Source organism: Allobosea sp. RCC_152_1, assembly GCF_041360765.1.
In the GTDB taxonomy this organism is placed as follows: Bacteria; Pseudomonadota; Alphaproteobacteria; order Rhizobiales; family Beijerinckiaceae; genus Allobosea; species Allobosea spartocytisi.
Window position 1 is genome coordinate 1,208,618 of sequence record NZ_JBFUPU010000001.1, and the last position, 13,557, is coordinate 1,222,174.

12 protein-coding genes are annotated in these 13,557 nt (G+C 66.7%); 6 read left to right on the top strand and 6 right to left on the bottom strand.

All coding sequences use genetic code 11. The annotated features are described in order from the left end of the window. Positions 1–37 precede the first annotated feature (37 nt). From uvrA to AB6806_RS05680, 3 genes are all read right to left on the bottom strand, one after another. Entirely contained in the window at positions 38–2,956 is a 2,919-nt protein-coding gene (uvrA, locus tag AB6806_RS05670; protein ID WP_370954312.1) for an excinuclease ABC subunit UvrA, read from the bottom strand. A gap of 399 nt (positions 2,957–3,355) precedes the next feature. Then, complete coding sequence (locus AB6806_RS05675) at positions 3,356–4,978, bottom strand: ABC-F family ATP-binding cassette domain-containing protein (RefSeq protein WP_370954257.1); 1,623 nt, start codon at positions 4,976–4,978, stop codon at positions 3,356–3,358. A 240-nt stretch (positions 4,979–5,218) separates the two neighbouring features. Beyond that, positions 5,219–6,397: a pyridoxal-phosphate-dependent aminotransferase family protein gene (locus tag AB6806_RS05680; RefSeq protein WP_370954258.1), complete on the bottom strand. Its 1,179-nt coding sequence runs from the start codon at positions 6,395–6,397 to the stop codon at positions 5,219–5,221. A 216-nt stretch (positions 6,398–6,613) separates the two neighbouring features. On the opposite strand from AB6806_RS05680, the gene AB6806_RS05685 reads away from it, so the two are divergent. From AB6806_RS05685 to AB6806_RS05710, 6 genes are all read left to right on the top strand, one after another. After that, on the top strand, positions 6,614–7,180 hold the full coding sequence (locus AB6806_RS05685) for a biotin transporter BioY (protein ID WP_370954259.1): 567 nt from the start codon (positions 6,614–6,616) through the stop codon (positions 7,178–7,180). 247 nt (positions 7,181–7,427) lie between these two features. Beyond that, a complete protein-coding gene (locus tag AB6806_RS05690) occupies positions 7,428–8,423 on the top strand; it encodes an ABC transporter substrate-binding protein (RefSeq protein WP_210323676.1) in 996 nt (331 codons plus the stop codon). Further along, the gene (locus AB6806_RS05695; protein WP_370954260.1) at positions 8,420–9,277 is read left to right on the top strand and encodes an ABC transporter permease; all 858 of its coding nucleotides are present in this window, start codon (positions 8,420–8,422) and stop codon (positions 9,275–9,277) included. The genes AB6806_RS05690 and AB6806_RS05695 overlap by 4 nt, the downstream gene beginning before the upstream one ends. 217 nt (positions 9,278–9,494) lie before the next feature. Continuing rightward, positions 9,495–10,046, top strand: a complete 552-nt coding sequence (ssb, locus tag AB6806_RS05700; protein ID WP_038367469.1) for a single-stranded DNA-binding protein — start codon at positions 9,495–9,497, stop codon at positions 10,044–10,046. Positions 10,047–10,193: 147 nt separating this feature from the next. Then, on the top strand, positions 10,194–10,382 hold the full coding sequence (locus AB6806_RS05705; RefSeq protein WP_370954261.1) for a hypothetical protein: 189 nt from the start codon (positions 10,194–10,196) through the stop codon (positions 10,380–10,382). Positions 10,383–10,558: 176 nt separating this feature from the next. After that, a complete protein-coding gene (locus tag AB6806_RS05710) occupies positions 10,559–10,975 on the top strand; it encodes a DUF1236 domain-containing protein (RefSeq protein WP_370954262.1) in 417 nt (138 codons plus the stop codon). 50 nt (positions 10,976–11,025) lie between these two features. On the opposite strand, the gene AB6806_RS05715 is transcribed toward AB6806_RS05710, so the two are convergent. The 3 genes from AB6806_RS05715 to AB6806_RS05725 form a co-directional block, all read right to left on the bottom strand. After that, a complete protein-coding gene (locus AB6806_RS05715; protein WP_038367462.1) occupies positions 11,026–11,325 on the bottom strand; it encodes a hypothetical protein in 300 nt (99 codons plus the stop codon). Positions 11,326–11,536: 211 nt separating this feature from the next. After that, positions 11,537–12,559, bottom strand: a complete 1,023-nt coding sequence (locus AB6806_RS05720; protein WP_370954263.1) for a DNA topoisomerase IB — start codon at positions 12,557–12,559, stop codon at positions 11,537–11,539. Positions 12,560–12,761: 202 nt separating this feature from the next. Further along, entirely contained in the window at positions 12,762–13,553 is a 792-nt protein-coding gene (locus tag AB6806_RS05725; protein ID WP_370954264.1) for a class I SAM-dependent methyltransferase, read from the bottom strand. Positions 13,554–13,557 lie beyond the last annotated feature (4 nt).

Below are 13,557 nucleotides of genomic sequence, written 5' to 3' on the forward strand. Positions count from 1 at the left end.
GTTAAAAGCAGCCGCCTGTACATTGTTAGCAGGTTCACTACTCCGCCGCCTGCCGCTGCACCTTGCCCTTCTTGATCGGCCGGCGGTCGAGCACTTCCTTGAGGAAGCGCGCGGTGTGGCCCTTGCCGATGCGGACGATGTCCTCCGGCGTGCCTTCGGCCACCACCTGGCCCCCGCCGTCGCCGCCTTCGGGGCCCATGTCGATCACCCAGTCGGCGGTCTTCACCACCTCGAGATTGTGCTCGATCACCACCACCGAATTGCCCTGGTCGACCAGCTCGTGCAGCACCTCCATGAGCTTGGCGACGTCATGGAAATGCAGGCCGGTCGTCGGCTCGTCGAGGATGTAGAGCGTGCGGCCGGTGGCGCGCTTCGACAGTTCCTTGGAGAGCTTGACGCGCTGCGCCTCGCCGCCCGAGAGCGTCGTCGCCTGCTGGCCGACCTTGACATAGTCGAGCCCGACGCGTGCCAGCGTCTCCATCTTGTCGCGGATCGAGGGCACCGCCTTGAACAGGCCCTTCGCCTCCTCGACCGACATGTCGAGCACGTCGGCGATCGACTTGTCGCGATACTTCACCTCGAGGGTTTCGCGGTCGTAGCGCTTGCCCTTGCAGACGTCGCAGGTGACGTAGACATCCGGCAGGAAGTGCATCTCGATCTTGATGACGCCGTCGCCCTGGCAGGCCTCGCAGCGGCCGCCCTTGACGTTGAAGGAGAAGCGCCCGGCCTGATAGCCGCGCGCCTTCGCCTCCGGCAGGCCGGCGAACCATTCGCGGATCGGCGTGAAGGCGCCGGTATAGGTCGCCGGGTTCGAGCGCGGCGTGCGGCCGATCGGCGACTGGTCGATGTCGATGACCTTGTCGAGATGCTCGATGCCCTCGATCCGGTCATGCGGGGCCGGGTGGTCGATCGCGCCGTTCAGCTTGCGCGCCACCGCCTTGTAGAGCGTGTCGATCACCAGCGTCGACTTGCCGCCGCCGGAGACGCCGGTGATGCAGGTGAACATCCCGAGCGGAATCTCGACATCGACATTGCGCAGGTTGTTGCCGCGCGCGCCGACGATCTTGAGGCTGCGGCCCTTCGTGGCCTTGCGCCGCTTGGCCGGCACCGCGACCGACATCTCGCCGGTGAGGTATTTGCCGGTGAGCGAATTGGGATCGTCGAGAATGTCCTGCGGGGTGCCCTTGGCCACGATCTCGCCGCCATGGATGCCGGCGCCCGGGCCGACATCGACGACGTAATCGGCCGTCAGGATCGCATCCTCGTCATGCTCGACCACGATCACGGTGTTGCCGAGGTCGCGCAGGCGCCGCAGCGTGCCGAGCAGGCGCTCGTTGTCGCGCTGGTGCAGGCCGATCGAGGGCTCGTCCAGCACATAGAGCACGCCGGTCAGCCCCGAGCCGATCTGGCTGGCGAGGCGGATGCGCTGGCTCTCGCCGCCCGAGAGCGTGCCGGAGGCGCGGGCGAGCGTCAGGTATTCCAGCCCGACGTCGAGCAGGAAGGTCAGCCGGTCGCGGATTTCCTTGAGGATGCGCGGGGCGATCTCGTTCTGCTTCTTCGAGAGCCGGGCAGGGAGGTTCGTGACCCAGTCCAGCGCGTCCTTGACCGAGAGCTTCGAGACCTCGCCGATATGGCGCATGTCGATCTTCACCGCCAGCGCCTCGGGCTTCAGGCGATAGCCGTGGCAGGCGGCGCAGGGCGTCTCGGACATGAAGCGGCCGATCTCCTCGCGCGCCCAGTCCGACTCCGTCTCCTTCCAGCGCCGCTCCATATTGGTGATGACGCCCTCGAAGGGCTTCTTCACCTCGTAGCTGCGCAGGCCGTCATTATAGGCCATCCGGACGGGCTCGGTGCCGGTGCCGAACAGGATCGCCTTGCGCGCGCTTTCCGGCAGCTCCGACCAAGGCTTGGTCATCGAGAAGCCGAAATGCTTCGCCAGCGATTCCAGCGTCTGGCCGTAATAGGGCGAGGTCGACTTGGCCCAGGGCGCGATCGCGCCCTTCTTCAGGGTGAGCGAATGGTCCGGCACGATCATGTCCGGGTCGATCCGCATCTCGTGGCCGAGGCCGTCGCAGACCGGGCAGGCGCCGAACGGGTTGTTGAACGAGAACAGCCGCGGCTCGATCTCGGGAATGGTGAAGCCGGAGACCGGGCAGGCGAATTTCGAGGAGAAGGTGACGCGCTTGGCCTCGCCGTTCTCCTCCTTCTCGTCGGCATATTCGAAGACGGCGATGCCGTCGGTCAGCTCCAGCGCCTGCTCCAGCGAATCCGCGAGGCGCGCGCCGAGATCGGGCCGGATCACGATCCGGTCCACGACCACGTCGATGTCGTGCTTGAACTTCTTGTCGAGGGCAGGGGCGTCCGGGATCTCGTAGAACTCGCCATTGACCTTGACGCGCTGGAAGCCTCGCTTCAGCCAGTCGGCCATCTCCTTCTTGAACTCGCCCTTGCGGCCGCGCACGACGGGCGCGAGCAGATAGCCGCGCGTCTTCTCCGGCAATTCGACCATGCGGTCGACCATCTGCTGGACGGTCTGGCTCTCGATCGGCAGGCCGGTCGCGGGCGAATAGGGGATGCCGGCGCGCGCCCAGAGCAGGCGCATGTAGTCGTGGATCTCGGTGACGGTGCCGACCGTCGAGCGCGGGTTCTTCGAGGTCGTCTTCTGCTCGATCGAGATCGCCGGGGAGAGCCCGTCGATCTGGTCGACATCGGGCTTCTGCATCATCTCGAGGAACTGGCGGGCATAGGCCGAAAGCGACTCGACATAGCGGCGCTGACCCTCGGCATAGATCGTGTCGAAGGCGAGCGAGGACTTGCCCGAGCCGGAGAGGCCCGTGAATACCACGAGCTTGTCTCTGGGAATCACGAGATCGACATTCTTCAGATTGTGCTCGCGCGCCCCGCGCACCGTGATGGCGCGGCTGTTCGGATCGGCCGCGCGGTTGCGGTCGAACATGTCTTCCAGCGCAGCAGCCTGGGCGGCGGCGGTTTCGGTCTTGCGGGCCATCGGGGCGTCCGTCTCGGAGAAGGCCTAGAGATAGGGCAATTGTCGCGCCATACCAGCCCGGTCCTCCGGGCAGCGGGAATGTTTAGCATGCGGGACGGCCCGGACGGGAGGCCGCCAAGAGCGATGCTGACAGGGGATGGCAGGAACGCAGCTCTTCGGCCACGACCTTCACAAGCCCTCATCCCTGAATGCCTGGCCGGAAATGTGAGCCCTCATCCTGAGGAGCCGCGTCAGCGGCGTCTCGAAGGATGCTCCAGTTATCTCAGGCGCCTCCTGGAACATCCTTCGAGACGGCCCTTCAGGCCTCCTCAGGATGAGGGCTGAGGGTAAAGCGCGGCCGGCAGCACCTCAGTGCCGCAGGCCCGGCGCCTCCTGCCCCGTCCGCGCGACATATTCCGTATACCCGCCGCCATAGGCGTGGACGCCGTCGGGCGTCAGTTCCAGCACGCGGTTCGACAGGGCCGCGAGGAAATGCCGGTCGTGGCTGACGAACAGCATCGTGCCCTCGAAGGCGGCGAGCGCCTCGATCAGCATCTCCTTGGTGGCGATGTCGAGATGGTTGGTGGGCTCGTCCAGCACGAGGAAATTCGGCGGGTCGTAGAGCATCAGCGCCATGACGAGGCGCGCCTTCTCGCCGCCGGAGAGCACGCGGCAGCGCTTCTCGACATCGTCGCCCGAGAAGCCGAAGCAGCCGGCCAGCGCCCGCAGCGAGCCCTGATTGGCCTGCGGGAAGGCATCCTCCAGCGTCTCGAAAACGGTGCGCTCGCCGTCGAGCAGCTCCATCGAATGCTGGGCGAAATAGCCGAGCTTGACCCCGGCGCCGAGGGTGACGATCCCGCTATCAGGCTCGGAGGTGCCGGTGACGAGCTTCAGCAGCGTCGACTTGCCGGCGCCGTTGACACCCATGACGCACCAACGCTCGCGCCGGCGGATCTGGAAGTCGAAGCCGTCATAGATGACCTTCTCGCCATAGCGCTTGGCGACGCCCTTCAGGCCCGCGACATCGTCGCCGGAGCGCGGCGCCGGCTGGAACTCGAATTTCACGGTCTGGCGGCGCTTCGGCGGCTCGACGCGCTCGATCTTGTCGAGCTTCTTCACCCGGCTCTGCACCTGCGCGGCATGGGAGGCGCGGGCATTGAAGCGCTCGATGAAGGCGATCTCCTTGGCGAGCATCGCCTGCTGGCGCTCGAACTGCGCCTGCTGCTGCTTCTCCGAGAGCGCGCGCTGCTGCTGATAGAATTCGTAATCGCCGGAATAGGTGGTGAGCGAGCCGCCGTCGATCTCGACGATCTTGCCGACGATGCGGTTCATGAAGGAGCGGTCATGCGAGGTCATGAGGAGCGCGCCCTCATAGCCCTTGAGGAACTCCTCCAGCCAGATCAGGCTCTCGATGTCGAGATGGTTCGACGGCTCGTCGAGCAGCATGGCGTCCGGGGCCATCAGCAGGATGCGGGCGAGCGCGACGCGCATCTTCCAGCCACCGGAGAGCGCGCCGACATCGCCCTCGACCATCGCCGGGCTGAAGCCGAGGCCGTCGAGGACCTCGCGGGCGCGGCCATCGAGCGCATAGCCGTCGAGCTCCTCGAAGCGGCCCTGCACCTCGCCATAACGCAGGACGATTTCCTCCATCTCGTCGGCGCGGTCGGGATCGGCCATGGCGGCTTCCAGCGCGGCGAGCTCGGCCGCGACGCTCGAAACCGGGCCGGCGCCGTCCATCACGGCCGAGACGACGCTCATGCCGGCCATCTCGCCGACATCCTGGCTGAAATAGCCGATGGTGATGCCGCGATCGATCGAGACCTGGCCCTCATCGGGCGCTTCCTCGCCGGTGATCAGGCGGAACAGCGTGGTCTTGCCGGCGCCGTTGGGGCCGACGAGGCCGATCTTCTCGCCCTTCTGCAAGGCCGCGGAGGCCTCGATGAAGACGATCTGCTTGCCGTTCTGCTTGCTGATGTTTTCGAGCCGGATCATGGGGTACTGCGAGCTGCTGCAATTGTTCGACCGGGATGAATTTGCCGGTCATTTCGGGACAGGCTCCAGGCTCGAACCTGAGGCCTATGAATGGAAGGCTTGCCGCGTCATGGTCGGGCTTGTCCCGACCATCCACGTCTTCTCTGGTCAAGTGTCGCGTTCAAGACGTGGATGCTCGCCACAAGGGCGAGCATGACGGCCGTGGAAGGGCGTGGGAGCGTTCGGCGGGTGTCGGTCGCCTCAGGCCGCTTCCGCGAGGCTCGCCACCGCCGCAGCGACGCCGCCGGAGCCGTGCGGGATGTCCTTGACCTGCAGCGCCATCTCGACGGCGCCGAGCGTGCCCAGCAGGCTGGCTGCGTTGAAATGGCCCATATGGGCGATGCGGAAGGCCTTGCCGCTATAGTCGCCGATGCCGAGCCCGAGCGAGACGCCGCAGATGTCGCGGGTGAAATCGGTGATGGTGGCGACATCGAAGCCCGGCGTCAGGATCGTCGTGACCGAGGGCGCGCGCTCCTGCGGCTCGGTGACGCCGAAACCCAGCGCCTGGCCGCTCGCCCAGGCCTCGACCGCGGCATGGGTCGCCTTGGCGAGCGCGGCATGGCGACGCCAGATCGCCTCCAGCCCTTCCTCGAAGATCATGTCGAGCGCGGCGCGCTGGCCGAAGAGCAGATGCTCCGGCGCGGTGCCGCAATGCTTCATATAGGCCAGCGTGTTCATGCGGCCGCTCCAGTCCCAATAGCCGCTGCGCATGTCGGCGCGGGCATGGGCCGCCAGCGCCTTTTCATTGGCCGCGACGAAGGCCAGACCGGGCGAGGACATCAACCCCTTCTGCGAGGCGGAGACGGCGACGTCGATCCGCCAGGCGTCCATCTCGAATTCCATGCAGCCGACCGAGGCGACGCCGTCGACCATGAACAGGGCAGGGTGCCCGGCGGCATCGATCGCCCGGCGGATCGCCGGGATGTCGTTGACGACGCCGGCGGCGGTGTCGATCTGCACCACCATCACCGCCTTGATCGCGTGGGCCGTATCGGCGCGCAGCCGGGCCTCGACGGTGGCGGGATCGACCGCGCGACGCCAGCTTCCCGCCAGCATCTCGACATCGGCGCCCATGAAGCGCGCCATCTCGCCCCAGCCGGTCGCGAAGCGCCCGCTCTCCAGCACCAGCACCTTGTCGCCGCGCGACAGCACATTGGTGAAGGCTGCCTCCCAGCCGCCATGGCCGTTGGCGGCATAGACGAAGGTCTCGCCGCCGGTGCGGAAGATGCGCTTGAGATCGGCCAGCACCGAATCCGTCAGCCTGACGATGCTGGCCGAGCTCAGTTCCTCGGCCGGGCGCATCATCGCCTGCAGCACGCGGTCGGGGATATTGGTCGGGCCGGGCATAGCGAGCAGCGGCCGGCCATTGGCCAGGGTCATCGGAGATCCTCGGGCTGGGAAAAGCGGACTTCCGCAGCCAATCCGACATATCGGCGTCGCGCGCAAGCGGCTGCGCGGCATTGCGCGCCCTCCCGCGGCGCATGATGCGGGGCGCACGGCTTTCGCTGTCGGGCCTTGCATCCGGCGCGGGAAAGCGCTCACAAGGCGGCACCGGAGTCGCGGCGACGCGGCGCCGATCATGCTTACGGAGCAACCATGACCGATCTCGTTCTCGCTCGCCCGTTCAGCCCGCTGCGCCTGGAAAGCCGCTCGCTCGCCTGGCGGACGGCCGCCGTGCTCGTCGGCACGCTGCTGCTGGCGCTCTCCTCGCAGATCAAGGTGCCGATGGTGCCGGTGCCGATGACGATGCAGACCTTCGCCGTCACGCTGATCGGCGCGCTCTATGGCTGGCGCCTCGGCGCCGTCACGGTGATCGCCTGGCTGCTCGAAGGCGTGGCGGGCCTGCCGGTCTTCGCGGGCGCGCTCGGCGGTGCCGCCTATGTCGCCGGTCCGACCGGTGGCTATCTGCTGGCCTTCCCCTTCGCCGCGGCTTTGACGGGCTTCCTCGCCCAGCGCGGCTGGAACGGCCGCCGGATCGGCCTCGCGACGCTCTCCATGCTCGCCGGCAACGCGCTCTGCCTCGTGCTGGGCACAGCCTGGCTCGCGACCTTCATCGGCATGGAGAAGGCCATCGCGGTCGGCGCGGCGCCCTTCCTGCTCGGTGCGATCCTGAAATCCGCCCTGGCGGCCGCGACGCTGAAGGCTTTCGCGCCGCGCGGCTGAGCGAGCGCTTCGTTCAACAAGAACTGCGCCGTCATTCCGGGCCTGCCCCGGAATGACGGCCTCCTCCGGTCCTGACAGACGCTGACAGGACCGGAACTGGCTTCGTCCGCCATCCTGCGCGATGCTGACGGCACGGAGCCGGGTCCCCCGTTCGCCCTGTGGTGGAACTTTTTGCGGACTTCCGCGCTTCGTGGACATGACCGATCGTCAGGTGCACGATCGGGGTCACAGCCAGCGGGGGAATGCGATGATGAAAGCCCTATTGCGAGGCGCAGCCCTGATGCTCGGCCTCGGCCTGGCCGCTCCCGTCCTCGCCTGCGAGCTCGACCGGCCGCTGAAGATCGCTGGGCTCGACTACGACTCCGCCGCCTTCCACACCGCCGTCGCCAGCGCCATCGCGGAGAAGGGCTTCGGCTGCAAGGTCGAGCGCGTGCCGGGCGCCATCGCCCCGCTGGTCAACGGCATGGGGCGCGGCGATGTCGATATCGTCATGGAGATCTGGCTGGCGAACCCGGTCGAGGCCTGGGTGAAGGAGGCCGCGGCCGGCAAGGTCGAGCCGCTGGGCACGACCTTCCCCGATGCGAGCGAGGGCTGGTTCGTGCCGCGCTATCTGGTCTCCGGTCCGGATGCGAAGGCCCCCGAGCTGAAATCGGTCCAGGATCTCAAGCGCTACAAGGATCTCTTCGCCGACCCCGACGAGCCCGGCAAGGGCCGCTTCTACAACTGCGTCGCCGGCTGGGTCTGCGAGGGTATCAACACCAAGAAGCTCGCGGCCTACGGGCTGGCGCAGGATTTCACCAATACGCGCGGCGGCTCGGGCGAGGCGCTGGTCGCCGCGATCGAGGCTTCGCTGAAGCGCAAGCGGCCGGTCGTATTCTACTACTGGGGGCCGAGCTGGCTGCTCGGCGCCTATGACCTCGTCAAGCTTCAGGAGCCGCCCTTCGATCCCAAGATCTGGGAAGAGCTCAAGACCAGCGACGCGCCGAAGCAGGCGACGGCCTATCCGACGAGCCGGGTCGTCATCGGCGCCAATATCGATCTGGCGAAGAAGGCGCCGCAGCTCGCGAGCTTCCTGAAGAACTACACCACCACCAGCGACCTGACCTCGAAGATGCTGGCCGAGGCGCGCGAGAAGGGCGTGACGCCGGAGCAGCAGGCGCTCGTCTTCCTCAAGACGAAAGCGGATGTCTGGAAGGCGTGGCTGCCGGCCGATATCGCCGCCAAGGTCGCATCCGGCCTGTGATTCCGGACTGGCTGCCGGAATTCGGCAAGGCGCTGCAAAGGCTGGTCAACCGCGCGGTCGATGCCATCGTCACCGGCTATGGCGACGATCTCGACGGTTTCAGCGCGCTGCTGACGGCCCCGGTGCGCGGTGTCGAGACGGCTCTCCTTCACGTCCCGGTGCCGGTCTTCGTCTTGGCCATCGCGATCGGCGCCTGGCTCGCGGGGCGCAAGCTCGGCTTCGCGCTGGCGATGGCGCTTCTGCCGCTGGTCCTCGCCGGTCTTGGCGTCTGGAACGAGGCGATGCAGTCGCTCGCGCTCGTCGTCGTCGCCGTGTTGCTGGTCGCCATTCTCGGCCTGCCGCTCGGCATCGCCGCCGCGCGGCTGCCGCGGCTGGGGCGGGCGCTCGCGCCCTTCTACGACCTGATGCAGACCATCCCGAGCTTCGTCTACCTGATCCCGGTGGCGATGGTGCTGGGGCTCGGCCGGGCGCCGGCGTTGGTCGCGACGCTGATCTACGCCCTGCCGCCCTTCGCGCGGCTGACCGAGCTTGGCCTGCGCGGCATCGACGCCGGGCTGGTGCAGGCGGCCCGCGCGCTCGGCCTCGGCCCCCGCCAGACGCTCTGGCTCGTCGAATTGCCATTGGCGCGGCCGACCATCCTGCAGGGGCTCAACCAGGCGATCATGATGGCGCTCGCCATGGTCGTGGTCGCCTCGATGATCGGCGCGAAGGGGCTGGGCGAGATCGTCCTTCTCGGCCTGCAGCGGGCCGATCCCGGCCTCGGCTTCGTCGGCGGCATGGCGATCGTCGTGCTCGCCATCCTGCTCGACCGGATGGCGCAGGCGGTTCTGGGCGCGCGGCGTCCGCTTGCCTGACCGAGCCCGGCCGGCCGCTGCGGGAACTTCGGCGGAGCGGCGAATCAGCCGGGGAAAACCTCGCTTGAGCCCCTTGAACAAAACAGGAACATCATTGATATTGGGTGAACAGGCCGATAGGGTTCGGCTCCGGTCGATCGGCCGGATGTGATTGGAGCTCCCGACGAGACCCGGAAGGCCTCGACGGGCGCTTGGTGCGCAGGAAATGGAGCCTGTCATGGCTGGTAGCGTCAACAAGGTCATTCTGGTCGGCAATCTCGGGCGCGACCCGGAGGTGCGTCGCCTCGGCAGCGGCGAGCCTGTCGTCAATCTGCGGATCGCCACCTCGGAAACCTGGCGCGACAAGCAGTCCGGCGAGCGCAAGGAGCGCACCGAGTGGCACTCGGTCGTGATCTTCAACGAGAATCTGGCGAAGATCGCCGAGCAGTACCTGAAGAAGGGCTCGAAGATTTACATCGAGGGCCAGCTCCAGACCCGCAAATGGCAGGACCAGTCCGGCGTCGAGAAATACACCACCGAGATCGTGCTGCAGCGTTTCCGCGGCGAGCTCACCATCCTCGACAGCCGCCAGGGCGGCTCGGAGGAGTATAGCGAAGGCGGCAGCGGTGGCGGCTATGGGGAAGAGCGCTCCGGTGGCGGCGGCTCCTTCGGTCGCTCCAGCGCGATGGGCGGCAGCGGCGGCGGCTCGCGCCAGCCGGCCATGTCGAGCGGCGGCGGTGGCGGCGGACGCTCCTCGTCGAGCCATCTCGACGACGATATCCCGTTCTAAACTGCGGTACTTGCAGGCTTGCAAGCTGTCCTCGTAACGAGTTGGTCCGATTGATGAAATCGGGCCAATTTGTTGAGGGAAATGCAACCCGCCCCTTGTGCGCTATGCGGGTCTTTGGTCTCGTCAACCAAGGGCTCCTAAGGGGCTATGTATAAGCACGTTGTACCTTACCGGGTCATGCAGAGCCGGCTTCCGTCCGGCGAGCGCGTCCCGCGCATCGTCGATGGCGCCGGCATCGTCGCGTTCGATCCGACGATCGACGCGGTTCATGTCCTGCGTGTCTTAAGAGGCTCTGCCGGCACCATGGAAGCCCATTTCCGCACGATTTGGTCCTGACCCCGGCAACGGCTTCCGGCATCGCGTTCGCGTGGTTTGAGGATCACTGGGCTCCCCCGCAATGTGCGGGGTCGTGACCATAATGTGCAGTTTCCGGGGCATTTTTGCAGCGTGCGGAACCGCCGGCGATCCGGGAGGTTTGCGATCTCAACTGGGGGCAACCAGGAGATCGATCGATGAGAAAGATCATTCTTGCTGCTGCGGTCACGCTGGCTCCTTTGACGGCGCTCGCGCAGAACCCTGAAGGGGCTCGCGGCGGTGCCGCGGCCGGCGCCGCGGCTGGTGCGGTCGGCGGGGCTGTTGTTGGCGGTCCGGTCGGTGCCGTGGTCGGTGGAGTCGGCGGCGCCGTGGTCGGTGGCATCACGGGCGACGCCACGCCCCGCTTCAAGACCTACGTGACCGAACACGAAGTGCCTTCATACACCTACCGCGAGGATGTGCGGGTCGGGGCTGTTCTGCCCGAGCGCGGCGTGACCTATCGGGAAGTTCCGCCCGAATATGGGGCCGCCAAAGGCTATCGATACACGATCGTGAATGACCGTACCGTCATCGTTGAGCCGAAAACGCGGAAAATTATCCAAGTGATCGAATAGCGAGCGATGGCGATGGCCCGGTCTCATCCTTGAGACCGGGCTTTATTGTTTCAGGCGACATCGTGGCAGTGACGAGCCTGTTCCTCGACATACCGCCGCCTCGTCTCGGCCGTGTTGGGAAGACCTTCCCTTTCGAGCCAAGCGACGAACTCATGCGGTCGAATGGTGACGATTTCGAGCGCTCGCCCTCGGGCCAGCCACGCATTCATCACAGCGACGGCCTGGCGATGCCACGTCTCGTAATCGGTCGGCATCTCGTCCCGATCTTGAGCAAGCTTCAACAGCGCGGCGAAGTCCTCCGGCTCGTACCAGGGGAGGGCGACCGTATAGGCATCTACCGTAGGTTTCATGGCGACACCGGCCTCCCTGAATCAGGGGGAAGGTAAGAAGGGGACACCACAACCAGAGTGTCCCGATGACGTTGGGAAATGTCAACCGCATCCGACTGCCGAGCGCGGCCTTCGTGCCTCTGCGCATGCATCACCCGGTCCGTGATGTTCGTGGGCGTCACAACGAGACATAAGAGCTGCGATATCGCACGCAGATGTCAGGGTGCCTTCATCAGGCCGCGAGCTGGCCCAAGGCCCGCTCGATGCGAGAGCAACGCGCCGAGGCGCGCACTTTCGCGTAGCTGCTCTGCAGGCGGCCGCTCGCATAGGCGTCAATGACGATGGCGTGGACATAGCTTTTCCGCACGACGGCTGGCGTGTTGACGAGCCGCTCCGAAATTATGCGCATGATGTCGGCGATCTGCCGCTTGCGGCCCATCTCGCTGACGGCCTCTTCACCGCCGAGGAGCAGCTCGGCAGCAGCCGCATTGGCCGCGAGCATCCTCAGATCCTTGCTGCTGATCCGCTGCCCGCTAGCCCTCCTGAGATATGCGTTGATCTCGTCGGCGCTGATCGGCGCGACGCTGCCGTCCTCGCGCAGATATTGCAGCAGGCGCGCGCCTGGGAGGGCGGATATCCGCCCGATGGCACGCGCGAGAGCTGGAGCCTCGACGGTGCAGGCGATATCCTTGCTGCTCTTGCCGCGGAAGTGCAGCGCAATTCGTGGGCCGGTGATGTCGACATGTCGCTTCAGCAAGGTCGACGCGCCACGGCTTCCATTGGCCTTGGCATAGGCCTCGTTGCCCACACGGATATGGCAGCGGTCCATGATGGCGGCGGCGCAGGCCAACGCCTTGTCATGGCCAAGCTGTCGTGAGCGCAAATCCTTGGCGATCCGGGCTCGCAGCTTGGGGAGCGCCGCGATCAGGCACGCCAGCCGCTTGAGCTTGCGACGCTCTCGCACCTTCTCCCAGTCCGGATGATAGCGATGCTGGATGCGCCCCGCCTCGTCACGCCCGATCGCCTGAAGATGCGCTGCCGGATCGTCCGCGATGCGGACATCCTCGTAAGCGGGGGGAATGGCGAGAGAACGGATGCGAGCCAGGATCTCTTCATCCGTGATCCTGTTGTCGTTCGCATCTCGATAGCTGAAGAAGCGGCCGCGCCGTACGCGGCGGATGACAAGTTCGTCCGAGGAGACCCGCCGCAGGCGTTTCACGGCGGGGCGTTGCTTGGCATGTCGGGAAGCGGCCATGGGCGCGGACTCACGGATTGTCGCGAGACAATGCCCGGGGGCTGGAGATGGTTCCGAATGGGAGCCGTCTCGCTCTGCGCCGGAAAGATCCACCGTCCCTTCAGCCGGGCCTCGCCCTGCCAATTCGCCGGCAGCCATTCCGAAAGCCGTCTTCCACTTTGCGAGCCGATGTTATCGCGTCGCGCGATAGCATCGGCTCGCCTCACGCCGGGCGCGACATCACCAGCCGCAGCGAGCCGTCGAAGCTCGGCTGGCCGCGCAGGGCGCCGTAACGGGCATCCCAGGCGCCGGTTTCGAGGTCGCGACGCAGCCGCTCCACCGAGGCCGCGTTTTCCGCTGGATCGACGAAGCTCCAGGCCGAGCAGGCCGAGCGCGCGCCCTCGTCGAGGAAGCATTCCGGCCGCCCGTAATAGGCTTCGTTGAAGCCGTCGCGGCAGGCGAGGGGGATCGCGACCGGCACGATCTCGACCTGGCCGCCGAGCACTGCGCCGATATGGTCGAGCGCGGGATAGCGCCTCGCCTCGGTCGCCAGTACCTTCGGCGCGTAGTCGGCGAGCCAGAAGGCTTCGACCAGCGCGGGGTCGCAGGACAGGATGACGACCGGCCCGCGCGTCACCCGGCGCATTTCGCGCAGGCCCGCATCGAGATCCTGCCATTGATGCACCGTGAAGGTCGCCATGGCCGCGTCGAAGGACCGGTCGGGGAAGGGCAAGGTCTCCGCCGTCGCGTCGATGGCAACGGCGATCTCGGCCGGGCGCTGCGCCCTCATCGAGGCGGAAGGCTCGACGGCGGTGACGTCGCGGCCGCGCGGTTCATAGGAGCCCGCACCGGCGCCGACATTGAGGATGGTTCCGGCCGGGCCGAGCGCAGCCTCGATCTGCGCCGCAATGGCGGGCTCGGGCTGGCGATAGGAGGCGTAGCCGCGTCCGATCCGGCCGTAATCGGCATCGCCGGCACTGCCATCGGCATGGCGCGCCGCAGCGGTCGCGTTCATATCC

What these genes read in the sequence shown, in the direction of transcription:
- uvrA (WP_370954312.1), bottom strand. Translation starts at nt 2,956, where the DNA reads ATGTTCGACCGCAACCGCGCGGCCGATCCGAACAGCCGCGCCATCACG.
- AB6806_RS05675 (WP_370954257.1), bottom strand. Translation starts at nt 4,978, where the DNA reads ATGATCCGGCTCGAAAACATCAGCAAGCAGAACGGCAAGCAGATCGTC.
- AB6806_RS05680 (WP_370954258.1), bottom strand. Translation starts at nt 6,397, where the DNA reads ATGACCCTGGCCAATGGCCGGCCGCTGCTCGCTATGCCCGGCCCGACC.
- AB6806_RS05685 (WP_370954259.1), top strand. Translation starts at nt 6,614, where the DNA reads ATGACCGATCTCGTTCTCGCTCGCCCGTTCAGCCCGCTGCGCCTGGAA.
- AB6806_RS05690 (WP_210323676.1), top strand. Translation starts at nt 7,428, where the DNA reads ATGATGAAAGCCCTATTGCGAGGCGCAGCCCTGATGCTCGGCCTCGGC.
- ssb (WP_038367469.1), top strand. Translation starts at nt 9,495, where the DNA reads ATGGCTGGTAGCGTCAACAAGGTCATTCTGGTCGGCAATCTCGGGCGC.
- AB6806_RS05705 (WP_370954261.1), top strand. Translation starts at nt 10,194, where the DNA reads ATGTATAAGCACGTTGTACCTTACCGGGTCATGCAGAGCCGGCTTCCG.
- AB6806_RS05710 (WP_370954262.1), top strand. Translation starts at nt 10,559, where the DNA reads ATGAGAAAGATCATTCTTGCTGCTGCGGTCACGCTGGCTCCTTTGACG.
- AB6806_RS05715 (WP_038367462.1), bottom strand. Translation starts at nt 11,325, where the DNA reads ATGAAACCTACGGTAGATGCCTATACGGTCGCCCTCCCCTGGTACGAG.
- AB6806_RS05720 (WP_370954263.1), bottom strand. Translation starts at nt 12,559, where the DNA reads ATGGCCGCTTCCCGACATGCCAAGCAACGCCCCGCCGTGAAACGCCTG.
- AB6806_RS05725 (WP_370954264.1), bottom strand. Translation starts at nt 13,553, where the DNA reads ATGAACGCGACCGCTGCGGCGCGCCATGCCGATGGCAGTGCCGGCGAT.